This is a genomic window from Enterococcus sp. DIV0086 (genome assembly GCF_050498705.1).
Taxonomy (GTDB): Bacteria; Bacillota; Bacilli; order Lactobacillales; family Enterococcaceae; genus Enterococcus; species Enterococcus faecalis.
This window is the reverse complement of record NZ_JBNIDN010000002.1, coordinates 128,509-148,894: the sequence shown is the minus strand read 5'-3', so window position 1 is coordinate 148,894 and position 20,386 is coordinate 128,509. Positions and strand designations below refer to the sequence as shown.

Sequence of the window (20,386 nt, the reverse complement as noted above, 5' to 3'; positions counted from 1 at the left end):
TTTTCAAGGGGGAATAGAAATGGATAATATGGGTGAAGATGTTACTTCAATTATTCAATATGTCGGTGGTAAGGAAAACATTCAAACAGCGACTCACTGCGTCACTAGATTAAGACTGGTTCTGAAGGATCAGGAAAAAGTGGAAGTAAAGAAACTAGAGAGCTTGGAAATTGTCAAAGGTAGTTTTCTTGCAAGCGGCCAATATCAAATCGTGATCGGTCCAGGATTAGTCGAAAAAGTTTATAAAGAATTTATGCACCAAACAGGTGCATCTGAAGTCTCTAAAGAAGAAGTTAAGGAATTGACTTCAAAAGACAATAACCTTTTACAACGGGGGATTCGCTTGTTAGCAGATATTTTCATCCCTATCTTGCCTGCAATTGTTGCATCTGGTTTATTGTTGGGTCTAAACAATATGCTTTCTAATCCGGGAATTTTCTTTGCAAAATCTGTCTTGGAGGCTTATCCAGCTTGGGCAGGAATCTCTGGAATCATTAATGTGATCGCCAATACGTCGTTCACCTTTTTGCCTGCTCTAATCGGGTGGTCGGCAGCGAAAAAATTCGGTGGAAATCCTGTTTTAGGGATTGTCTTTGGTTTAGTAATGGTTAATCCATCCTTGCTGTCCGCATATGATTATGCAGCAAATCCTGGAGCTGCCGAATACTGGAATATCTTAGGTTTTCAGATCGCGCAGGTTGGCTATCAAGGACAAGTTATACCGGTTTTATGTGCTGCCTTCATTTTATCCAAGTTAGAAATAAAGCTGAAACAATGGATTCCTGATACTGTCCAATTAGTTTTAGTTTCGCCTTTGTCACTGTTGATTACTGGTATTATTACTTTTGCTTTTATAGGTCCTGTTACAATGGCGGGTGCGAATCTAATTACTGATGGTATCGTAAAATTGTTTGATGTTGCTCCGACACTTGCAGGTGCCATTTATGGATTCATTTCCCCTCCATTAGTCATAACTGGGATGCATCATCTATTCTTAGGCGTTAATCTCCAAATGGCCGGATCGCTGGGTTATGTTACTTTATGGCCTATCGGGGAAACGGTAACAATGGCACAGGCTATTGCTTGTATGACTATGTTCTTTATCTTAAAGAATGATAAAAAGATGCGTGGTATCGCTGTGACTTCCACAATTTCTGCTTTACTAGGTATTACAGAACCTGCGATTTACGGTGTGAATCTGAGGTATCGCTACCCATTTATCGCGGTCATGATCGGAAGTGCTGCAGGGAGTGCCTTCTTATCTTTCCAAGGAGTGAAAGCAACTTCTGTTGGTGTGGGTGGTATTTTCTCTTTCTTATCCGTATTTCCTGAATATTGGCCATCTTATTTCATAGGCTATCTAATTACATTCGTGATTACAGTGGGATTAACATTGACCTTATCAAGAACGAAAGTTTTCAAAAAAGGAACTACCTCTGAAACAGAGATTAGCATTTGATAAAAATTGAAAACCTAAAAAGAAAGCTACTATTCATGGAACAGAAAGAAAGTTCTATATGCAAAGCATAACTAGAGAAGCAGTGTAAAGAAAATGGCAATATATTTAACTTCTCATATGGAATGGGAAATTTCAGAAGAAAAATATGGGATATCAGTATTTGTTAAATATAAGAAGGTTGAGCTTAAGCCATACTTTGAAGAAATTTCTGATTCCATATGAGAATATGCGTCTTGCCTGAAAGGTGAAAATAAAGATTTAGAAACTTTATTGAATGAATTAGGTCCAAAAGTAGAAAATGGTGCAATAGCAGTCGGTGTTTCTGTAAGAGATGGATTATTGGGAACTAAAAGTGGGGACTATGAGATGTCTTCAAAATTTCAGCTAGAAGTTGAAATTTATAATAAACCATTTTTTGATTCACCATTACCTAGTCCAGTGTATAATGATATTGTTGAGCAAATTGAAAATGGATCTTTTAAAGTGGATTGGAAACTTGTAGGAGGAATCACTATAATAGCGGTTGCAGGATTTTTTCAATTCTGGAAAGTAAGTCAAGAATGATACAAAGATAAACAAAGGATTTATTCCCTATGGGAATATAGGAAAAGTCACTTGTCCAAACTTGATTAGGTGCTGATGGATTGAACGCTTGTTTTAAATAATTGGGTCTTTCTAAAGAAACCTGGTTTTTTGATCGTTTAAAAACAAGTTTAGAGGTAGTCATTTTAGGTAAATTCATCATTTTCATTAGTCGATACACTCGACCAATACTGATGTGTAAGCCATAGTCATGAGAAAGCATTCGTTGAATTTTTGCTGGACCTACTCGTTTCTGAGAGGTCGTATAAATCTCTAAAATATTTTTTCGGATTTGTTGATTTTCTAATGTTCTAGGGGCAACCTTATCTGAAAAATATTTGTAGTAAGTGGAACGATTGACTTTAAGAACTCTGCATAAAGTAACAACGGTATGTTCATAACGAAGGATATGAATAGCCTCTAGTCGTTCGTGGAGCGGGGCGTGAATATGGCAATCGCTTTTTTTAGATGAGATTTTCTTCCTCCAGTTGAGTATTTCTTTTTTGTAATTGTTGAATTTGTCGAGCCGTAAGGATCGTCCCATCATCAATTTTCACTTCTGAATATTGCTTTACCCAACGAGCAATAGGGGATACGGTAATACCCATATTCAGTAGCAAGAGCATTCTGAGATTTGCCGCTTTAATAGAGTTTAACGATGGATTGTCTAAACTCTTCATCAAATTTACGAGGTATTTTTCGTTTGTCTACCATAATAAAATAAAAAATCCTTTCTAAATGAGTGTCTATTTAATTGATAGTATAGCAGAAAATCTGTCTACTTTATTAGTATACATGCAACCTATGTGTCGGCAACACAAACATGGAAGCCAGTTAAAAATGGGACAACGACTGTATCAGATATTGGAAAATGGCTGATGAAAAATATTGACTTAATCAATACGGCTCAATTTCGAATTGTCGCTCAATTTCCACAAGATGACACCTTCATTGCAAAAACTCAACCCTTTTCTCCACTTGAACCCAGCATCCCGCGCTTGATTTCGCCTAAGCAAACCAATCAAACGATTTCCGCTCAGAGAGAAGCTACCTTTAGTGGAACGGGACAAGCGGATGATCAACTTCGGATGGAAATTAGAACGAATGTCATTGTACCTTGGGAAACCAAAGGGCAGACCCAAGTGGATGCTCAAGGGAAGTGGGAAGTTAAAGGAATTACTACTCAGGATAATCAAGAAATACGATTAGTGACACAACGTCCCGGAGGAACGTAAGAAACGGTTTCTCCAACTTGGAAGGTAAACTCAAATGATATCTTTACAGGAATTGATAATGTGACCTACGATTCTGGTGATACCCCTATTCCAGTAGATAATTGAGAGCTTATCATTCCAACCTCTTACGATTTTACAGGAGGAAATAATCCAGGGTCCGATGGGAAACTTGGGCCAGCCGTTAAAGGGAACGTGAGATTAACTGACCCTTATGAGAATACTTATAACGGTGATAAAGATGTCGATGTTGAAGTACTATCTAAAAATAAATGGAGTCTAAAGAATGATCAAGGAACACCTCTTAAATTCGATGGGTTAGTCCTTATCGTTTCTTTGGCAAAAGAATCAGATTAAAGATAAAGATAGTAAACCCGTTAATGCAGCTTTAAGTAGAGCAGAACGAGGTCAAGGACTCTATCATGATATCTTGACCTTTACCGCCGAAGAGATTTTCCTCTTTTCGGCTTTTCATGTAGATTCATCGAATGGTTTCCATGTTCTTGATGGCCGTTAAAGCTGTTCACATAGTTCGATGAAGTTATTCGAACGTTTATAGGGATAAAAATCTTACTAGTGAAATTAGTGAAAGTTTTTAATAATTATTACCGGATCTCAACATACACATCATTCTTCGTGATTTTTTTAAAGGACTATCTATCTCTTTCTGCTAAAATTGTCTTAAAAACTTACAGATCCAAACTCATGACAGCTGTGTCTTTATCCTCTTGCGTGATACCAATATAGCGCAACGTTTTACGCATGGAATGACTTTCTATATTTTTAAGGCCAATCCATTGGCTACTACCTTTTTGGCTCGGAAATAAGTAATGGTTAAACCCGTGCGCTGAAAGATATGTCGGGAACATTTCTGTCGTATAGTCAAGGATTCGTTTTCTCAAGTTGTTAGAGAGGATAATTAAAATATGCTTCGCGGTTTTTTGTTCTTTCATCGCTAATCAATCTTTTGCAATCACTCGTCTAGGGGAGATAGTGAGAACATCTGATAATTTTAGTCGGCGTAAATCAGAAATTCGATAGACAGGATTAATTCCAACGGAAAAAATAAGACCATCTCTTTGGCCCATTTGCCCGACCGATAACATTGCTTGCATGGCAACGATCTTTTTTGTCTCGAATCGGCTCGACAATTTTTAAAAATATCCCTCTTTTTCTACTATGATTTATACCTGTTACACCATACATTAAATCATATTCAAAGCAGTTATAAAGAAAAGACTCCTTAGAAAAATGTACGGAGACTAAGAATCACCTCGTTTGGCGTGATTTTCTCGAATATGACACAACGAGGTTGTGGCGCACACAATATGCTTTTTCATTATTAAAAATAAAAAGTCAAAACCTTTCAGTTTCTGACTGTGTTAAAACCAATATACCATCAGTTTATTTAATCTGCGAAGCATTATGCAGACGTTATCGTTCCAGAAGATGGCGAAAATCATGTAGCGATTGATTTGATCACAGCAAAAGTTGCTAGTATCTTACATGATGATAAATAGGTATAAGTAACAAAATCCAGCAATTGTTTTTGGAATTTTAAAAACAATTGCTGGATTTTGTTATTTTATTTTCGCATTAAAAAATTAAGAATAGACAAGTCATTCTTTGGTGTAGTATCTTATGAGATAACTATTGATCCGTGTCGGCGATTTGGAAAGGAACGTGACAGATGAGAATATTAATTATTGAAGACAATCAAAAATTGGCATTATCTGTACAAAAAGGCTTAGAATGAAAAAAGTTTGTAGTAGACTTGTTTTTTTCTGGTTTGGTTGGAGAAGAAAAAGCTTATGTAAATACATATAATACTATTTTATTAGATTTAAATTTACCTGATAAAGATGGTTTATCGATTTTAAACTTTTTAAGGGATTCTAATATAGATAACCCTATTATCATTATTACAACTACGGGTAAACTATAAATATATTGTAGTGGAGGAAAATAATTTATGGAATATCATTTTTCGAATAGAGAATTATTACTTTTAGATTATTTGCAACAGAATGATTTTGTCACTTCAGAAGAAGCAGCTAATTATTTGTCTGTTTCAAAAAGAACTATAAAAAAAGATTTATCTCATTTAAAAGATATAATTAATAAAAATGAAGAGATATTAACTTCGAAACCAGCAAAAGGATATTATCTTAGTCAAAAGTATCCTTTTAATAATGAAGGTTTTGCATTATCGCGTAATAAAGATTTAATTCTTAATAATTATGATCGAATTGCTTATTTAATACAACGTTTGCTATTACTCAAACGACCAATTCTATATGAGCAGCTTGCGGATGAATTATTCATTAGTATATCAAGTTTAAAAAAGATATGGTTAAAGTTAGAACACTATTATGGGAATATAAACTTAAAATTACTCATACTCCTAATTACGGAGTTAAAATTATCGGAGATGAATATTACTATAGACTTGCAATAAGTAATTTTTTCTTTCACAGTTTTCTAAGCTATATTTCAAATTACAATCAAGCTGTATACAGACGCGAAGCTATTTTAATTAAATATATTGAGAGAATAATTCGCCAAGTTGCTGATAATTATCAAACTTCTTTTTCGGATGACTCAATAAATGACTTGGCTATTGAAGTGATTATTATTTATACAAGAAAAAACGAAGATGAAAGTATGCCCTATTTCAAAAATAAAGAAAATGAATCTGATTTTCAGTTGGCTAAAGATATTCTCATAAAAACATCTCATCTGTTTAATTCTTACGATATTCATGATTATTCTATCTATTATCTATTTCGACATATATCTAGCAAAAAAATAATTATTCACTCTACTTCTAAATATACAGACATTGAGAATACTATTCGTGAAATAGTTGCTGAAATATATATAAATTTTGATATTGATTTTTCTGAAGAATACTCTGTTCTTAAAGCTATCAAACTGCACACAATTCAACTTGTCAAAAGAGTTAACTATGATTTGTTCATTCAGAATCCGCTGGTCTTTCAATTCTTTAGAGACTATCTCTTTGCAGCAAAAATAACGATTACTGCTATTCAAATTATAGAAAGAAAATTAACCAGAAAAAATCCCAATTGATGAATACGGTTTTTTTATTTTGTATTTTCAAGCAATGCTATCTAAATATATCACTAAGAAGAAAATGATTCTAATTTATCTTGGAAATAATCGTTCAGAAAGGATATTTTTAGATAATTATTTATCTATTAACTTGAATAAAGAAAAATATGAATACCGCTTTATTAAAAGCTATCCAGAAAAGGAGATGGAGTTTGATGTGCTTTTAGTAAACGGACAACTACCAATAAAGTACTCAAACAAAAAAGTTATTTCAAATTTCAATAAAACCACTTTACAACGCTTAAACTATTACTTAGAAAATTTAAATGATAAAGAAAATATTTTTAAAAAATATATTTCAATGAATAGTATTTTAATTATAAATGCATCTACAAAAAAGAAAGTGACCTTAGAGATTATTAGGCATTTAGAAGTAAATAACTATTTAAAAAAGGGAAAATACTATGAACTTTCTTATCAAGAGGTTGGTAATGGGATTGTCCATATACAAGACCTTTATAAAATAGTGGATAAGAGAATCTGTTTAGTTATTATCTTGACCAAGCCAATTCTTTGGAAAAAAACAGTAATTAAATTGTTATTCCTTATAAAAACTAAAAAAGATGGGGATAGTGACTTAAATTTACTATGTAATGCTTTTTCCAATCTGATTAATAATCCAGATTCCATACAAAAATTACATGAAACCCCAACGCCTAAAGTTCTTTTGGAAACTTTACGTTAAAAAAGCACAAAATTAATTTCTGTAGTGCGCCCCTAAAGTTAGATTAAAAAATCTAACTTTGTGGGCGTATTTAAATTGGTAAAGTACGATTATGTATTCAAAAAACAAGTAGTAGAAGCTTATCAAAATGAAGCAGGAGGTTATCGAACACTAACGAATCAATTTGATATTGCTTCACTTTCGACTGTTCGTAAATGGGTTAAAATAGTCGAAAAATTTGGATTTAATGTATTTCATCGAAGGGTAAATTACCAACATTACTCTTCCAAATTCAAATAGGATGTCATACACTATTATTTAACGAGTGGTGACTCTTATCTGACTGTCGCATTGAAATATGGTCTGCCAAATGATACCTTAGTCCTGGCTTGGAACCAGAAATTTTTAGAAACAGGCATAGAAGGCTTTCACCAAAACAGAAAGGAAGACCTTCTATGTCAAAGAAAAAGAAACCCGTTCAGGCGAAAAAAATACGGACACGTGAACAAGAATTAGAACATGAGAATGAACTATTGCGGGCGGAACTAGCCTTCATAAAAAAGCTCCGCACTTTAGGAATGAATATCCCGGAACGACTCAAGAACGAGACACCCGAATCATCCAAAAACTCAAAAAAAAATTCCGATTAACGGTATTACTGGAAGCAACCAAATTTCCTAAAGCGACTTATATGTATTGGCAAAAGCGATTTGAGCGAAAAAATCCCAATCAAAAATTAGAATCCCTGATTAAGAAAATTTTTGACGAAAACAAAGGAAACTATGGCTATCACCGTATTCAATTAGCTTTAAAAGAACAAGGATTGAACGATTGAACGTAAACCAGAAAAAATTCGTCGTCTTATGCGTAAACTTGGCTTAAAAGTCACAAAATTTATTCGTAAATCAAGAAAATATAATTCCTACAAAGGAAGCGTTGGATATAGCAAAAAAAACGTCTACATCGTCGTTTCTACACTTCAGTACCCCATCAAAAGCTAACAACAGATACCTCTGAATTTAAGTATTATGAACGTAATCAAAGTGGGAATATTCAAATAAAAAAACTCTATTTGGATCCTTTTCTTGATTTATTTAATGGTGAAATCTTGTCTTACCGTATTTCTAAACAGCTGAATGTCAAAGCAATTCTTGAGGCACAAAAAGAAGCCATTAATAAAACGCAAGATTGTCCATATCGTCGCACTTTTCATTCCGATCAAGGTTGGAGGTACCAAATGAAGCAGTACAAAAAACAATTAACCAGTCACCAGATTTTTCAAAGCATGTCTCGAAAAGGAAATTGTTTTGATAATTCTCCTATGGAGAATTTCTTTGGTTTACTAAAACAAGAAACCTACCATGGCATTATTTATTCTAGTTTCGAAGAACTAGAACAAGCAATTGAGGAATGGATTGATTATTATAATGATCAACGAATAAAGACAAAACTAGGGTGCAGTCCTGTTCAATTCCGTGAACGGTTCGTCGCATAAAAATACCGACCAGATTTCTCCAGTCGGTATTCGGTCTAACTTTCGGGTCTCACTACATTCATTTTTATGAATTGTGCTTTTTTTAGATTGAATTCATATTCCAAACTCATTATAACAATAATATACAAGATTAAAAAATTCCAAATAAAGAACCAAATAAACCAAATATTATTGTCACTCCCAGAAGAAACATAGCGCTTTTTTTCTTTGATTTGAGCAACCAAAACATAAATAATGTGTATAGTAGTGGTAATAACAGAGGGAAAATTTGATCAATATAATCTTGTAACTTAAAGGTTGTACTACCAAATTTAAAAGAAACCTTAGTACTTAATTGTACCATCTGTGCACTCATCGCACCTATTACCATCAATCCCACTATTGTAGCGGCTTTCGACAGTTTTGCAAACAGATTTGATTCAGAAAGATTAGTTAGAATGGACGTTCCAATTGAATACCCAAACACTCCACCGTAGTATCGCAATAATAAATGCGGAATATTAAATGCTACTATAAATAAAAGTGGTCCTAAAAAACTACCTTCTTTAGCTAATGGTAGTGCTATTGCTACTGCGATAATTCGAATTGTCCCCCAAAAAAATGAATCGCCAATTCCTGCTAAGGGACCCATTAAACTCACTTTAATATTATTGATTGTATCCATATCAAACTTTGGATTTTCACTAGCTTCTTTTTCTAACGCTGCGGTTACACCAGTAATCATTGTAACAAGATGCGGTGTAGTGTTAAAAATTTGCATATGACGTGTAAGGGCATCTGCTTGCTCATCTTTTGACTTATAGAAACGTTTAATGGCAGGCCACATACCTATAGCAAACCCTAATGCTTGTTGCCGTTCATAGTTGTATGCGTTCTCTAAAACAAATGAATACCAAAACATTTCTCTGAAAAATTTCTTTTCATCTTTTGTGTATTTTTGTTTAGTCATCAAATAACTCCTCCAATTCTTGTTCTTTTGTATTTACATTAGCAGTAGAATTGTTAGATTTTCCATCGACTTCAAAAACAATAATGAAAGCAAGCACAATACCAAAAATTGTTACTGCTAAAATTGGTAACTTTCCATATGAAATCATGATAAATCCTAGAATAAAATACAGTAGATTTTTTCCTCTCATCATCGGTTGAAGTAATAAGGCAAATCCGACTGCAGGAAGAAGATTTCCGGAAACTTGTAGACCATTCATGATTGTTTGTGGAATATTATTCACGAATGATTCTACAACAGAAGAACCAAATAAGATTGCAACAAAGACTACGATAAAATACATTAAGCACTGAAGGAATAAACCAAACATATTTAAAGCAAACATGCCTTTAATATTTGCCTTTTTAGCAAGTGAAACGGCAAAATTCATAAACCAACTGCGAACAATAAATATAATAACTTTTAATGACTGTGCTAAAATTGCAATTGGCAATGCTAATGTTAAAGCAACTTCAGATCCTTTTCCTGTGATTATAGCAAAGGCTGCACCTAAACTTGCACCTACTAAAACATCTGGAGGAACTGCTGCACCTACCTGTATAGCACCCATGAATATTAATTCCAAGCTAGCTCCAATCATAATACCAGATTTGAGATTTCCAAGAACTAAACCTACGAGTGTACATATAATGATTGGTCGATTAATCATTGGTGTACCTCCCATCTTCTCGAAAAACCAAACTAATGAAACTACCAGACCTACTAGTAAAGCATTGATCATTATAATTACTTCCTTTCGAACTAATAAGTTTTAGGTTTATCTGATGGAACTAAACGAAATTCAATCTTGATTCCAGACTGTTTTAAATTATTCAGTACTCCTTTATCTTCCTCTGTAACATAAGCATATGATGTTATTGGTTCTTTATTATCTGCTTTTTGAATCCCGCCAATGTTTAATAATGGTCTTTCAGAAATCCCATCGAATAATTTCTTTGCACTTTCAATAGTATCTGTGACGACAAAGACATTTAATTTTTTCAGTTTTTCGTTATTTAAAAGCTTAATAGCATTCTCCGTTGTACGAATTGCTAGTTTAACATTTTCTGGTTTAGCCATTTTTAGCGCCATCTTGCGCATATCATCACTGGATGCTGAATCACTAACAATAACTATGGCTTCATAACCTAAATAAGCTTTCCAATTATAAGCCACTTGCCCATGTAATAAGCGATCATCTATTCTGATTAATTGAATCATGTTTCTCCCTCCTAAAAATCATCATTAAACGTTTGGTCAAATATTAAATCGTTTACGTAATCAACTTGTTTACGTGCTTCAGTTACAATAACTCGCAACTTTTCATCGGTAATCTGATCATCAGATAGTATTAAAAGTTCTAAGACTAGTGGAAGATTCATTCCAGTTAATACCTTTATTTTCTCTAAGTCAAACATTTTTATAACTTTTTGATTTACGCTACCACCAAAAATATCAGTAAGAATAATGGTATTTCTCTCATTTAGATTAGTGGTAGTGAAAATATAATTTACTTTCTCTTCAATTGTTTGATCATCAAGATACATGTCAATAGCATAAACATTGTTACGTTTTCCCAATATTATCTCGACCGCTGCAAGTAATCCACTTGCAAGTCTTCCATGGCTGATTAAAACATAATTCATTTAATTCACCTACACTGTCTTATTAATATACATATCTATACTTGGATAAATTCTTTTACTTAAATCACGATTTTGATCTTGCGAAAATAGATAACTTAACACTTGAAAAAAACTTAAATAAAGTAAAGAATCAAAAACAGCAGTTTTATCTCCAATTTTCGTTACATTTTCATAATTATATGGTGCTAGAACTTTACTGAAAGAACCAACTTCTTTTCTAACAAAAGAATCAATTTTAAGAGCTTTTTCAAAATCTGCTTTATTATTACTTAAAAAGAAAAAGCTTATTTTACTAGTAAAGCAATTTTGAGGACCATGAATAATTTCCTCAATTTCAAAACTATTTGAAATTATTGGAATCATTTCCATAAATTTAATATCAGCTTCTTGTGCCACTGCCCAAAGTTCACTGCCTCCAGCGAAGAAAATTGCTTCGCTATTACTCAATGGTGACTTATACTTATCGTATTCTTCAAAAGCCAATTTAACAACATCAGATATCTTTTCCGGATATCTTTCTAAGTCTGCTATATACTTTAGTGATTTATTTGGTGTAATAGTGGCTAAATTTTCTGCTAAATAAATAAAAAATAGATATAAAGTCAGCAACGTTAAGGAAACCCCGGATGTTCGATAAATAAATGGCTCATTTTTGCTACCAATTTCAAGATTGATATGTGAAAGTTTTCCAATTGGAGAATTTAATTTTTCGGTAATCGATAAAGTAGTTCCGCCCATTTTATTAATTATTTTAATTGCATCAATTATTGATTTTGTTTTACCACTTTGTGAGATAAACAAATAAAGCGTGTCTTCTTCATATTGGTTCTTAGTGAAATTAGTAGTAAAATAATTTGGATAAATAACATCTACTGAAATGTTAAGGAATTTGTCAGCAAAACTTTTAACTATAGAAGCTGTATTATAGGATGAACCAGAAGCAATAACTTTTACTTTAGTTTGAGTAATAGATCGTGCAGTTCTCTTAATAGACTCCTTCATTTCAAATTTTTCTTTTATTAGAGCAGGGATGCTCGTAATAGTATCTAGCATTGTTAATGTCATATAAATTGCTCCTTTCTGTGATTAAAGTATACTTTTTTATCTAAACCGTTTCCATATATAAAATTTCACTTTTTATAGTGCATCTTTATACCAACCTTATTATGATATGGCTACTTCTGTTACAAAAATTCTCTAACAAGCCTATTTTAGGATAAAATAAAAAAATTCGATTGGAGGAGCGAAGATGAATCACTTTAAAGTAAAATAATTTCAAAAAGATGCGATTATCGTAGTTGTTGGCTACTTTCTTCGTTATAATCTTAGCCATCGAGAAGTCTAAGAAATTCTTTTTGCCCGTGATATTTATATTTGTCATACGATTGTGTTGCAAAGTTTGAAAAAATAAAAGAGTCAATCAATGTTCGCTGATTTGTTTAAGCAGCCTTGAATAGATTTTTAAATTCAGCTTATAGAGCAAAGTAGAAGGGTTCAGTTGCAAAGTTAAGAAAAGAAGTGTGAATGACTTATCTAAAGCTCCGATTAATTTGGAATACCCAGTAAAACTTTTATTTCTATACAGATGGAAAAGCCGAAAAGAGTCACTTCTTTTCAGTATTTCTTGTATATTCCTCAAATTGCTTCCATCTCTTTAATCGTGGCAGAAGCAGTCCAAAGATGTTGATAGAGTTTATTTCGACGCTTACTTGTACAATGATCTTGCTCAATCAAGTTGTTGAGATACTTCACTGTTCGATGCTTATTCTTAGTTTATTGACCAGCTTTTTGTAATTTTTTGAAGGCACTTCTAATAGAGAGGGCTTTATCGGTTGGTTCTCCGAATTGTTTCTTCAATCTTTTCAGGAAGGCATACTCCGCTTGTGTATCACACTTTTTACATAGCTAAAGGTTCTGTTGTAAAGTTTAAAAAGAAGACAGAATGTAGAACAAGGGATACCCTACCTTGGCGTAGTAAAATCAGATATAAAAAGAAAAAGCGTATGGTATACTTGCTTTTGGCAACTGTCCCGTAAGGGAGTTTGCAACCTGAAAAGTCGTCTACAGAATTGCTCATAAGGAGCTATTACTTTCACTTGTAATATTCCTACCGGTACATGCGTGAAAAGTAATTTTTAGGTGTGATAGCTATCAGGACAATGTGGTAGAACAGCACTCACAACTGGTAACATTGCTAGGAAAAGTGGACATGGTTAACATAAGTGAACTACTGCTGGGCCGTGATGTGAAGGGGTGAAAAGTGAGTGATACACTCCGGCCAAAATGGCATGAGACAAGGGATACAAGGCAACCTCCTCCTTGTTAGAAAGTGGACAGAATCTCCGATCTACGGGTAGAACCTAAATACACACAATTATTTTGTAGTCAAAACAGAGTAAGTCCTATGAACTTCCTAGGGGTAGGTATTTCGTGAGAAATATACATTGTTCAAAGGATAAGGGATTTCGGAAAAAGCGAAAGTTCAGCTATAATCGCGAAATAAGGATTCGATATTTGTCCTATACCGAAATCGCTCAACGTCCGAACTTAATAAAAAAATCAACCGATAAATCCAGTGTTTTATTAACAGATATGACTTACATTCCCGTGAAAAAGAAACGGGTTTACTTAGCTAGTTTCTCTAACCCTGAAACCCGTCGGGTTGAAGCACACAAAATAGGGCACAACATGACAAAAGAGCTAGCGGAGAGTGTGATTCAACCGACCATTCTAAAATTATTAGGAACGGAAATCATTCAGAGTGATATGGGGAGCCAATATACAAGTAATTTGTTTGAACAAACGCTCAATCATTGTGAGCTTAAATATTCCTATTCCCGTAAGGGATGCCCTGGAGACAATGTCCGAATCGAAAGTTTCCATTCGCTTTTAAAGAGAGAATATGTAAATTTTCAGTCTTTTCAATCGATTGAAGAAGTCATTATAGGGATTGATAGCTGTATCCACTGGTATAACAATGAACGTATTACATGGTTACTTGAGCATTTATAAATAAAAGTTCCCACCGTTTTTAAAAATTTAACTAAAAATGGTTATTTGAGTTGTCTTTTATCCAAAAAATGAATGATTAAAGTTAGATTGGTCTGCTTTACCTAACCATTTTTGCTAGAAAGAGTAGGATTGAAAATTATTTTGAAAAGTATACGTCTTTTTTTGTCCGAAGTCTTGACATAAGAGCCAACAAACGATTGCCCTTATCGTCGCACATTCCACTCTGATCAAGGCTGGGCTTATCAAATGAATGCCTATATACAAACAATTAAAGGACAATAATATCTTTCAAAGTATGTCTCGAAAAAGAACCAGTTGGATGTAGAATAGAAGTTTAGACAGTTTTGGAGAGAAGGTAAACTAATCTCAAAGGAAGGTGTCCAACCGTGTCCACACGTTATACGAAAGAATTTAAACAAACTATTTTAGATTTATACAACCAGGGTAAAAATGCCCGTCAATTATCTTTAGAATACGAAGTCGGTTATTCAACGATTTTGAAATGGGTCCACGGTTCCACCAAAACTAGGCCAGTGGACTAACACTGGATGAAGCAAAAGAACTCAGAAAACTGCTCAAAGAAAAAGATGAGGAAATCACCATCTTAAAAAAGCACTCGGCCTACTGGAAATAAATAGAACTCATTGAATTGATTCGTTAAGAAAGCGAAAAAGGCAATCATAGTGTTATAAAAATGTGCCAGCTTCTTGCCATATCACGAGCAACCTATTATAGGAAAATCTCAACCCCACCCAAACAAAAAGAATGCAGGAACAGGAATTACTGGATCAACGTGTTTTTCATTTCTATCACGAAAGTTTCAATTTTTAGCTATGTGCAAGGTTTTTATAATAATCGATGAATTCATAGTGCGTTGGCGTATTTATCTCCAAGTCAATTTGAGCAATCCGTTTTAGCTGCATAAAAAATCTCTCACAAAAAGTGTCTCATCTATTGACTCTGATCCAAATCCAAAGTAAAATCAAATATTTGACATAACAAAAATACGTAGTATTGTTCGTAAAAATAAGTAATATTTGACGAGTGCTTAAGGGAGTGTTTAACTTAGTTTAACATACGGATAGGAGATGATAGTTATGGAAACAGTAGTACGTAAAATAGGCAATTCTGTAGGAGCAATTTTCCCTAAAGGGATTTCTCCAGAAGTTGGAGATGCGTATACAATTTTTAAAATTGATGATACGTATATTCTAAAACCTAAAAGAGAAGATATATTTAAAAATGATGCAGATTGGAAAGACTTTAGAGATTCTGTGACTGTAGAAGATAGAGAATGGGATACAATGAAGTTAAAAGGGGAAGAATACTAGATGGATTACCCAAAGCAAAGGGATATTATTTGGATAGATTTTGATCCTTTAAAGGGTAAAGAAATCAAAAAACGAAGGCCCGCTCTAGTTGTGAGTAAAGATGAATTTAACAAGCGCACGGTTTTTTGTATAGTTTGCCCAATTACTTCTACAAGACGAAGCTTTGCGACATATGTCGCAATAAAAGACCCTCAAAAAATAGCAGGAGATATAGTTACCCATCAACTGCGTTCAGTTGATTTCATGAACAGGAATGTAGAAAAAATTGAACAGTGTGATCTGTTGACTTGGGTCAATGTCATTGAAGTAATTGGTATGTTCATTTAGATAAAACAGTAAAAAATCTAAAATAGATAAGTAACCTAAGATAACTACTTAGGTTACTTTTTTTATACCAAAAATGTAAAGGAGAAGATTATGAAATTTATCACCCAACTTTTAATAATTGGTACTTGTGGTTTAGCATTAGTGATAGGTGGAACATTTGTATATGCTAAAAATGTAATCCTTCCTCAACAAACTAAATCCATTCAAAATTATGTTAAGAAAACGAATGATTTAGAACAAGAATTAAAAGCGTTTAAAGAAGATAAAGAGGGTGCTTCTACTAAGAAAATCCCTATTCCAAAACATTCTTATTCACACCAAGAATACGTTAATTTGAAATCAATAGGTGAATAATTTTCTAAAAGTTTTTACGACATTACTACAGACACGGCGGAAGAAAAACTGAAAGGAGTATCCAAAATTTTAACGCCAAAACTTTGCAACAGAACCCTTATTTTTTATTTTAGATTAAAATGGTTTAATATAAATAATAGTATAAAAGGGGAAGCAATAGTTAGTAAAACGAAGGCAACCAGAAAGTAAAGCCATTTTTTTGAATAATATACACCTAAAAAAATAGTTGTTAGGACGTATACAGCGGTGAGTAGGCCATAAAGTAGAATTTCATATTTTTCAAAGGGGTGTAGAGTTGCTAGGTTCACTACAATCTTTAACATACACAAAACTAAGCCAAGTGTATATATAGTCCAAATAAAAGCGCATAGATATTTTACATATAAGAAGTAAAAAATTTTCAATTATAGCTATCCTTTCCAAATCTGGGTATGTGCCGGACGTACATCAAAATAATTAGGCTACTATAAAGCTACTCAATTATAAACTTGAAATAACAGGGTTTCAGCTGTTTTCCTTTAGCTGAAATTGTAACTTACACAAAATTCTTTACAGACCCTAGCGTAAGAAAATAGGTTTTTACTTCAATTGTAGGTAAATCTTACTTAAGGTCAAAATGATTGAGCATAAAAATCGCTACGAAAGGAGCTAAAATGGTAAGGATGATAAACGCTAATACGAAGAAAAACCATTTTTTAGAGAGAAAAAAGCCTAAACCACAGGTAATAACAATATAAATAATGGCCGCCCAAGTATAAATAAGCGTGCCATTTCCATTAAAGTCATTTTTACTTGCGCTTGTCATTATTCGTAACATACAAAAAATCAAGATGAATAAAAGAATAGTCCAAATAGTCCCAAAGAGAAACTTAAAAAAGTTCATGAAGTTCACGCCTTTCAGTTATTTGGAAACTTACCCTTTCCAGGTCTGAGTATGAGTAGGTTTAACATCAAAATAATCAGGTAAATCGTAAGGTTGAGCTATAACCGGTTGATACATGCCACCGACTTGAACGGCACCAGAAGCATACCAGTAAGATTGCCAAACGATTTTAGAGCAATAGGTAGGATTTTCACTAAAAATATTGGTTGTAATCATGTAACTATAGTCTTTTCCATCATAGTGATTAATAGACCATTCAGCGGCAGAACTACCATTATAACGAGGTGCTGGACGATAAACTTTGGTCCAAGAGCCAGGTTTATTATAATAATACATCCATTGCATGATGTGCATTTTAGCGGGTTTATAACCGATACCTTGGATACTCATAATAAACCCATTACCTGCGTATATTCCTGCGTGACCAAAAGCTCCGTCAAGTGATGTTCCATTAGTCACTAAGATATCCCCAGGAGCTAAATCAGAGATACCACGTTTCTGTCTATTGCGAAACTCAGGAGCCACAGGATCGGTAGGAGGCGGAGTAGTAGCCAAGGAAACATACATGTCGTAGGTGACATCTTCACCAAGAGCACCAGAGGCTTTGAGAGCATCATATTCTTGTCTAAGTTTAAAATCATCAAAAGCAGGGGACATACTTCTAAATTGGATTTGTTCAGATTTTTCAAAAGCATCGAGTTCATCACCAGTAAGAGAAAGACTGTTAAGCATATCATCTACTTCAGTGGCAGAAGCGGTATAACCCATACCTAATACGCTAGAAAATAAGAATAAGAGACTGGCTAATAAAAACAGTAATTTTTTCATTTAATTCTCCTTAGAATAAGATTAGTTGTGAATCATTACACAACTACTAAAAGTTTATCATGAAAGCGGTTTAATAACAAACAAAAATAAAGATAAATGTGTTAATTGTTAAACAGCTATACTGATGTGTGAGTAAAAAACTAAGCGTTGTTAGAAAACTTTGCAATAGAACCACAATTACTATCTAAAAATTACACCATAAATGCTACATTTTAAAACACGGTTATATCGTATACATGTATACAACATAACCGTGTTTTATTGTTTATAAAGTACTTAAAAGGGTATACAGAAGTTTTATCTAATATTTATTCTGATTTTTTTCATGTGATTTCTTTTGAAACATGTATATTTTTTACATAATGAGCATTTGTACTTATCTGAATCACTCGACACTCTGCTTGCAAGGCACCCACACGTACACTGAACATATGCTATACTAGTTGTTTTATTGTCTTCTTTGATTAGTTTACCTTGGTAATCATATGTTTTCATAAAAATCTCCATCGCTTTAATAGTCGTTAATGAAATCATCAATTGTTTTACTTTCTTCTACGGTTAATTCTGAAAATTCTACATCTATAAAAGGATCTTCTAATGTTTCTACTGCGGACCATTTCAAAAAGTTATGAATTTTAATATGGCGTATGTCGTAAAAATCAATTTGAAAATCTCCAATTAAAACAACATCAAATTCAGCCATGCCACGAAAAACTCCGAAAACGTGTGGCTTCACTCGTTCATATTCATCTAATGAGTTCAGCTGTATCTCTAGTACTTTATTTTGCTTAATAGAGCGATCTAAAAAATATTCTATTTGTACTTGAGATTGCTGTGGAAGTCTTTCAATATTTCGAGCGTGATATTCATCTGTACTCTTTATTGCTTCTGTTAATTCGCCCAACGGAAACGCCGTTGGCCACTTCAAATCAAAAGGGCGGTCTGCATAATCGTTATAAGGTGTAAATTCCTTTTTAGTTTTCTTCATTTGTTAACCTCCAAGACCGACGTTGCCACCTGCATGACCGCCAACTAAGCCAGAACGATTCACGGCTGTTGCCCCTTCCAGAAGTGAGGACGCATGAATCAATGCTTTAAAACCAAATTTCTGACGGATTTTATCAATTAGAAAGTCTAACTGATTGTTTATTATTTGTTCTTCAGGAGGGGAGAAGAGATCTATTTGAAGTGTAGTATCCCAAACAAGTTTACCAAAAGATACACCTAAATTCCGAATGTCAATTCCTGTAATAAAGTTTTCTCGAAAAAGCTTTAAAACATGCTCGGTTAACACTTTTGTGTTGTTGCTACGAGCGATTTTAAGCTGTTTTCGCCAACCAGACCTGCCCAGTCCCATCAACTTGTCCTTTAGAATAACCAACAAAAATTGAAACACACTCAGTTTGACAGTTTGCATTCCTCAATCTGGTTGCTACTTGGTCTGAAAGTTCCTTCAGCACTAATTCAATTTGATCTCTTCTTGCGTAATCTCTAGGTAATACCTGACTATTTCCAAAAGACTTTTCTTTGGAAACTTGTCTTTTTTCTCCTAAAAAACTTCGATCAATACCCCAAGAATGAGCGTACAGCTGTAAACCCATGACACCAAAACGTTGTTTTAAAATGTACGGATCTGCATGTGCTAAATCATAAATCGACTCAATTCCTGACATCTTTAAACGAGCTGCCATACGCTTGCCAATCCCGCAAAATTCCGTGATAGGGGAGATAGCCCAAACTTTTTCTTCTACGTCTTCATATCGCCATTCTGCTACAAAACCTGGTGTATTTTTTGCTTCGTTATCTAGTGCCAGCTTGGCTTACAATGGGTTATCTCCAATGCCAATCGTGACGTATAAACCCATATGGTTATAAATAACACGTTGAATAATTTTGGCCAATCGATAAGCAGTATCACAATTAAAACACTTTAGAGAAGCAGTTATATCAATGAAGCTTTCATCCACACTAAAAACAGAATGGTCTTCATCTGCCACAAACCGTTTGAGCAGATTATTAATTTCACTATTTCTCTTCATATATAAGTTCATTCTTGGTGGAACAATAAGCAAGTCTGGGTGATCAGGCACTTCATCTTTACGAGTCACATTAGAAATTCCCAGGACTTTTTTTGCCATTGGCGAAGCAGCAAGCACAAGTCCACCTGCATTATCAGCACCACTCATCACTATAAGCATTGTTTTGAGGGGATCTAAGCCTCGTTCAACACATTCCACACTCGCATAAAATGATTTAATGTCAATACATAGAATATCTCTTCGGGGTTCTTTGGAATAATCAAATTTCATGCAAAAAACCGTCCTTTCGAGTTACATTATGCGAACTAACGTTCTGTTTTGCAACAACGAAATTTCAGTTTTCCGAATTATTTTGAATTTAAAGTAGCTCAAAATCTACAGTCATTATTTTTTTAGTTTCTTTTTAACTCG

Annotated in this window: 20 protein-coding genes and 7 pseudogenes; 14 read left to right on the top strand and 13 right to left on the bottom strand. The window is 33.7% G+C overall.

What is annotated here, in order from left to right:
- Positions 1-19 precede the first annotated feature (19 nt).
- On the top strand, positions 20-1,459 hold the full coding sequence (locus tag IGI63_RS14725; RefSeq protein ID WP_429976110.1) for a PTS transporter subunit EIIC: 1,440 nt from the start codon (positions 20-22) through the stop codon (positions 1,457-1,459).
- A 270-nt stretch (positions 1,460-1,729) separates the two neighbouring features.
- On the top strand, positions 1,730-2,023 hold the full coding sequence (locus IGI63_RS14720; RefSeq protein WP_429976109.1) for a hypothetical protein: 294 nt from the start codon (positions 1,730-1,732) through the stop codon (positions 2,021-2,023).
- Here the strand turns inward: IGI63_RS14720 and IGI63_RS14715 are convergent.
- Complete coding sequence (locus IGI63_RS14715) at positions 1,971-2,588, bottom strand: IS3 family transposase (protein WP_429976108.1); 618 nt, start codon at positions 2,586-2,588, stop codon at positions 1,971-1,973. The genes IGI63_RS14720 and IGI63_RS14715 overlap by 53 nt on opposite strands.
- Before the next feature lie 259 nt (positions 2,589-2,847).
- On the opposite strand from IGI63_RS14715, the gene IGI63_RS14710 reads away from it, so the two are divergent.
- Positions 2,848-3,276, top strand: coding sequence for a hypothetical protein (locus IGI63_RS14710; RefSeq protein WP_429976107.1), 429 nt, complete (start codon positions 2,848-2,850; stop codon positions 3,274-3,276).
- A gap of 686 nt (positions 3,277-3,962) precedes the next feature.
- On the opposite strand, the pseudogene IGI63_RS14705 reads toward IGI63_RS14710, so the two are convergent.
- Positions 3,963-4,479 (bottom strand): annotated as a pseudogene (locus tag IGI63_RS14705) (site-specific integrase).
- Positions 4,480-4,640: 161 nt separating this feature from the next.
- On the opposite strand from IGI63_RS14705, the pseudogene IGI63_RS14700 reads away from it, so the two are divergent.
- The 6 genes and pseudogenes from IGI63_RS14700 to IGI63_RS14675 form a co-directional block, all read left to right on the top strand.
- A pseudogene (locus IGI63_RS14700) lies at positions 4,641-4,793 on the top strand (uridine kinase); the annotation flags it as partial.
- 251 nt (positions 4,794-5,044) lie between these two features.
- Positions 5,045-5,218 (top strand): annotated as a pseudogene (locus tag IGI63_RS14695) (response regulator transcription factor); the annotation flags it as partial.
- Positions 5,219-5,245: 27 nt separating this feature from the next.
- A complete protein-coding gene (locus tag IGI63_RS14690; RefSeq protein ID WP_429976106.1) occupies positions 5,246-5,731 on the top strand; it encodes an HTH domain-containing protein in 486 nt (161 codons plus the stop codon).
- The gene (locus IGI63_RS14685; RefSeq protein WP_429976105.1) at positions 5,623-6,366 is read left to right on the top strand and encodes a hypothetical protein; all 744 of its coding nucleotides are present in this window, start codon (positions 5,623-5,625) and stop codon (positions 6,364-6,366) included. Before IGI63_RS14690 ends, IGI63_RS14685 begins: the two co-directional genes overlap by 109 nt.
- Positions 6,367-6,385: 19 nt before the next feature.
- Positions 6,386-7,093, top strand: coding sequence for a hypothetical protein (locus IGI63_RS14680; protein WP_429976104.1), 708 nt, complete (start codon positions 6,386-6,388; stop codon positions 7,091-7,093).
- Between the two features lie 75 nt (positions 7,094-7,168).
- A pseudogene (locus IGI63_RS14675) lies at positions 7,169-8,567 on the top strand (IS3 family transposase).
- A 130-nt stretch (positions 8,568-8,697) separates the two neighbouring features.
- Here the strand turns inward: IGI63_RS14675 and IGI63_RS14670 are convergent.
- The 6 genes and pseudogenes from IGI63_RS14670 to IGI63_RS14645 form a co-directional block, all read right to left on the bottom strand.
- Positions 8,698-9,516 carry a PTS system mannose/fructose/sorbose family transporter subunit IID gene (locus tag IGI63_RS14670; RefSeq protein ID WP_429976103.1) on the bottom strand — a complete coding sequence of 273 codons (819 nt, stop codon included), beginning with the start codon at positions 9,514-9,516 and terminating at the stop codon, positions 8,698-8,700.
- Complete coding sequence (locus tag IGI63_RS14665; RefSeq protein WP_429976102.1) at positions 9,509-10,297, bottom strand: PTS mannose/fructose/sorbose/N-acetylgalactosamine transporter subunit IIC; 789 nt, start codon at positions 10,295-10,297, stop codon at positions 9,509-9,511. Before IGI63_RS14665 ends, IGI63_RS14670 begins: the two co-directional genes overlap by 8 nt.
- 20 nt (positions 10,298-10,317) lie before the next feature.
- A complete protein-coding gene (locus IGI63_RS14660; protein ID WP_429976101.1) occupies positions 10,318-10,776 on the bottom strand; it encodes a PTS sugar transporter subunit IIB in 459 nt (152 codons plus the stop codon).
- A gap of 11 nt (positions 10,777-10,787) precedes the next feature.
- Positions 10,788-11,201 (bottom strand): PTS sugar transporter subunit IIA, encoded by a 414-nt coding sequence (locus IGI63_RS14655; RefSeq protein WP_429976100.1) that lies wholly within the window; start codon positions 11,199-11,201, stop codon positions 10,788-10,790.
- Between the two features lie 9 nt (positions 11,202-11,210).
- Positions 11,211-12,266 carry an SIS domain-containing protein gene (locus tag IGI63_RS14650; protein ID WP_429976099.1) on the bottom strand — a complete coding sequence of 352 codons (1,056 nt, stop codon included), beginning with the start codon at positions 12,264-12,266 and terminating at the stop codon, positions 11,211-11,213.
- A gap of 480 nt (positions 12,267-12,746) precedes the next feature.
- Positions 12,747-13,106: pseudogene (locus tag IGI63_RS14645) on the bottom strand (DDE-type integrase/transposase/recombinase); the annotation flags it as partial.
- A 618-nt stretch (positions 13,107-13,724) separates the two neighbouring features.
- On the opposite strand from IGI63_RS14645, the pseudogene IGI63_RS14640 reads away from it, so the two are divergent.
- From IGI63_RS14640 to IGI63_RS14620, 5 genes and pseudogenes are all read left to right on the top strand, one after another.
- A pseudogene (locus tag IGI63_RS14640) lies at positions 13,725-14,213 on the top strand (transposase); the annotation flags it as partial.
- Positions 14,214-14,599: 386 nt separating this feature from the next.
- Positions 14,600-14,755 (top strand): hypothetical protein, encoded by a 156-nt coding sequence (locus IGI63_RS14635; protein WP_429976098.1) that lies wholly within the window; start codon positions 14,600-14,602, stop codon positions 14,753-14,755.
- 555 nt (positions 14,756-15,310) lie between these two features.
- Positions 15,311-15,544 carry an AbrB/MazE/SpoVT family DNA-binding domain-containing protein gene (locus IGI63_RS14630; RefSeq protein ID WP_429976097.1) on the top strand — a complete coding sequence of 78 codons (234 nt, stop codon included), beginning with the start codon at positions 15,311-15,313 and terminating at the stop codon, positions 15,542-15,544.
- Complete coding sequence (locus IGI63_RS14625; RefSeq protein ID WP_429976096.1) at positions 15,545-15,871, top strand: type II toxin-antitoxin system PemK/MazF family toxin; 327 nt, start codon at positions 15,545-15,547, stop codon at positions 15,869-15,871.
- Positions 15,872-15,961: 90 nt separating this feature from the next.
- Positions 15,962-16,225, top strand: a complete 264-nt coding sequence (locus IGI63_RS14620) for a hypothetical protein (RefSeq protein ID WP_429976095.1) — start codon at positions 15,962-15,964, stop codon at positions 16,223-16,225.
- Positions 16,226-16,826: 601 nt separating this feature from the next.
- Here IGI63_RS14620 and IGI63_RS14615 read toward each other — a convergent pair.
- The 5 genes and pseudogenes from IGI63_RS14615 to IGI63_RS14595 all read right to left on the bottom strand — a co-directional run bounded on the left by IGI63_RS14615 (position 16,827) and on the right by IGI63_RS14595 (position 20,245).
- Complete coding sequence (locus tag IGI63_RS14615; RefSeq protein ID WP_429976094.1) at positions 16,827-17,108, bottom strand: hypothetical protein; 282 nt, start codon at positions 17,106-17,108, stop codon at positions 16,827-16,829.
- A 30-nt stretch (positions 17,109-17,138) separates the two neighbouring features.
- Complete coding sequence (locus tag IGI63_RS14610; protein ID WP_429976093.1) at positions 17,139-17,936, bottom strand: hypothetical protein; 798 nt, start codon at positions 17,934-17,936, stop codon at positions 17,139-17,141.
- A 297-nt stretch (positions 17,937-18,233) separates the two neighbouring features.
- The gene (locus IGI63_RS14605) at positions 18,234-18,470 is read right to left on the bottom strand and encodes an excinuclease ABC subunit C (RefSeq protein WP_429976302.1); all 237 of its coding nucleotides are present in this window, start codon (positions 18,468-18,470) and stop codon (positions 18,234-18,236) included.
- The gene (locus IGI63_RS14600) at positions 18,448-18,924 is read right to left on the bottom strand and encodes a hypothetical protein (protein ID WP_429976092.1); all 477 of its coding nucleotides are present in this window, start codon (positions 18,922-18,924) and stop codon (positions 18,448-18,450) included. The genes IGI63_RS14605 and IGI63_RS14600 overlap by 23 nt, the downstream gene beginning before the upstream one ends.
- Positions 18,925-18,927: 3 nt before the next feature.
- A pseudogene (locus IGI63_RS14595) lies at positions 18,928-20,245 on the bottom strand (Y-family DNA polymerase).
- Positions 20,246-20,386: the final 141 nt, after the last annotated feature.

What these genes read in the sequence shown, in the direction of transcription:
- IGI63_RS14725 (WP_429976110.1), top strand. Translation starts at nt 20, where the DNA reads ATGGATAATATGGGTGAAGATGTTACTTCAATTATTCAATATGTCGGT.
- IGI63_RS14715 (WP_429976108.1), bottom strand. Translation starts at nt 2,588, where the DNA reads ATGATGGGACGATCCTTACGGCTCGACAAATTCAACAATTACAAAAAA.
- IGI63_RS14655 (WP_429976100.1), bottom strand. Translation starts at nt 11,201, where the DNA reads ATGAATTATGTTTTAATCAGCCATGGAAGACTTGCAAGTGGATTACTT.
- IGI63_RS14600 (WP_429976092.1), bottom strand. Translation starts at nt 18,924, where the DNA reads ATGAAGAAAACTAAAAAGGAATTTACACCTTATAACGATTATGCAGAC.
- IGI63_RS14665 (WP_429976102.1), bottom strand. Translation starts at nt 10,297, where the DNA reads ATGATCAATGCTTTACTAGTAGGTCTGGTAGTTTCATTAGTTTGGTTT.
- IGI63_RS14615 (WP_429976094.1), bottom strand. Translation starts at nt 17,108, where the DNA reads ATGAACTTTTTTAAGTTTCTCTTTGGGACTATTTGGACTATTCTTTTA.
- IGI63_RS14685 (WP_429976105.1), top strand. Translation starts at nt 5,623, where the DNA reads ATGGTTAAAGTTAGAACACTATTATGGGAATATAAACTTAAAATTACT.
- IGI63_RS14630 (WP_429976097.1), top strand. Translation starts at nt 15,311, where the DNA reads ATGGAAACAGTAGTACGTAAAATAGGCAATTCTGTAGGAGCAATTTTC.
- IGI63_RS14650 (WP_429976099.1), bottom strand. Translation starts at nt 12,266, where the DNA reads ATGACATTAACAATGCTAGATACTATTACGAGCATCCCTGCTCTAATA.
- IGI63_RS14610 (WP_429976093.1), bottom strand. Translation starts at nt 17,936, where the DNA reads ATGAAAAAATTACTGTTTTTATTAGCCAGTCTCTTATTCTTATTTTCT.
- IGI63_RS14625 (WP_429976096.1), top strand. Translation starts at nt 15,545, where the DNA reads ATGGATTACCCAAAGCAAAGGGATATTATTTGGATAGATTTTGATCCT.
- IGI63_RS14670 (WP_429976103.1), bottom strand. Translation starts at nt 9,516, where the DNA reads ATGACTAAACAAAAATACACAAAAGATGAAAAGAAATTTTTCAGAGAA.
- IGI63_RS14660 (WP_429976101.1), bottom strand. Translation starts at nt 10,776, where the DNA reads ATGATTCAATTAATCAGAATAGATGATCGCTTATTACATGGGCAAGTG.
- IGI63_RS14690 (WP_429976106.1), top strand. Translation starts at nt 5,246, where the DNA reads ATGGAATATCATTTTTCGAATAGAGAATTATTACTTTTAGATTATTTG.
- IGI63_RS14605 (WP_429976302.1), bottom strand. Translation starts at nt 18,470, where the DNA reads ATGATTTCATTAACGACTATTAAAGCGATGGAGATTTTTATGAAAACA.
- IGI63_RS14620 (WP_429976095.1), top strand. Translation starts at nt 15,962, where the DNA reads ATGAAATTTATCACCCAACTTTTAATAATTGGTACTTGTGGTTTAGCA.